Source organism: Neobacillus fumarioli NBRC 102428, from assembly GCF_001591485.1.
GTDB classification, from domain to species: Bacteria; Bacillota; Bacilli; order Bacillales; family Cytobacillaceae; genus Neobacillus; species Neobacillus fumarioli.
Window position 1 is genome coordinate 1 of record NZ_BCUZ01000222.1, and the last position, 1,660, is coordinate 1,660.

1 protein-coding gene is annotated in these 1,660 nt (G+C 37.7%); it reads right to left on the reverse strand.

All coding sequences use genetic code 11. The features are described 5' to 3' along the window. Window positions 1–193 precede the first annotated feature (193 nt). Complete coding sequence (locus BFU02S_RS15740; protein WP_066372730.1) at window positions 194–1,507, reverse strand: IS1380 family transposase; 1,314 nt, start codon at window positions 1,505–1,507, stop codon at window positions 194–196. Window positions 1,508–1,660: the final 153 nt, after the last annotated feature.

Genomic DNA, 1,660 nt, shown 5'->3' on the forward strand with positions numbered 1-1,660 from the left:
CTGAAATATTCACAGCTAAAAAATGATAATGAAAATCCAGTACCCTAATTTGACTTAATCGCCTTCTCGACATAAATTATAGCCATCTAACCAAAATGACTTAATTCCCAATGGTTATTTCCCGTATTTTGGGCATACTTCCCCCTTGACTGAAAAAATCGACTTTTTTCAGTTGGGAGTAGCATTCTTTCGGTCATTCTAATTGAAGCTTTTGAATTCGATTTAGTACGTCCCAAAAGAATTTTTGGTACACAAAACTCGATGATAGTTTGAAATAAAGTGCTCTGCCTGATTTGACCACTTTACTGGCTACTTTAATCAATCGAGTGCGTATGGTTTCGATCTGCATGGTCTTTTGTCCCACTGGAAAACAAAGGGTTCGTAACCAATTGGTCAAATTATAAGCAAGGAGAGTCAACATCATTTTTACTTCGTTTACTTGAAAAGCGTGGCTGTTCATATGATCAAAGTAAAAGCCGTTTTTTGCCTCCTTGATGTAGTTTTCCATCGTCCCTCTTTTTTGGTAAGCTTTGACGATATCTTGAGGAACAGCCCATTCGAAATTGGTCACGAAAAAGGAATGCGTGAAGAACAGCTCACCTGCAGGACGCACCGATTGAATAATGACTCTTCTTGGTTTTGACCATGATTTTGCTTGATAAATGGTTTCTTCAAAATAGGTCTCCGTTTTTGAAACGTCTAAAGGGGCTGAAGAAGGATGATACTCCTGCGCTAGACTTTGGAGTTGGGAATTGGATTTCAACCGAATGATATACAAAACCGATTCTTTTTCACACAACTCGTATAATGCCGGGACAGCAAAACCACTATCTCCACGAAGAAACAGGGTGGTTTCTGGAAAGACTTCATTGTAATGTTCAATTAAAGGGCGAATGAATTCGACCACACCATTCGATGTATACACATTTCCTGGGCGGAGTTGTGCTTTTAAAAAGTCACCGGTCGCTCCATCAAAAGCGACCAAAGGATGGAAACCCATGGTGCCATAATGAGTATTATAAGACGAAGATTCCTGGTTTCCATATGTATCCGAATGAGTGGAGTCCAAGTCGATAAATAATTTTGTCGATTGTCGAAAACGATGAATTTTATTCAGGAGTTCTTGGTTTGCTTGATGTAATAGCTCGATCGAATCTTTGTCAAATCGAGTATAAAAGCGAGACAAGCTAGGCTGGGAAGCGAGTGCAGGAGTTCCGATAATTTCCTTAAACACAGGATCATGGGTCAACTGATCAGCAGCATCGTCTTCCGCATACCCAGCAATGATCTGATAGATTTTTTGGCGCAATAAGTTCTCGTTTGAGTGTAGATAATATTTTCTTGAATCATTAAGTTTCAGATATCTAGCTAAAGTCTTAGAAAAACCGATTTTTTCATCGAATTCTCTAAAAAGGAATTCACCTGTATCGGAGGAAAGAGAACCTCCATCATTTGATAATTTAATTTTACGATTGAATTCAAGCGTTTTTTGCGTTAAAGTAACCATATAAAGAATCCTTTCTGTTTGTTTTTTGTGTAGTTACTTAAACTTTAACAGAAATGGATTCTTTTTTCATTTTTTTCGTGCGAAACTAGAAAGCTGGAAAGGCTTGAAAAACAAGGGGTTAATCTAAGTTACTGATTTTATATGAATAATTCA

Coding starts and splice junctions, on each gene's coding strand:
- BFU02S_RS15740 (WP_066372730.1), bottom strand. CDS start 1,507: ATGGTTACTTTAACGCAAAAAACGCTTGAATTCAATCGTAAAATTAAA.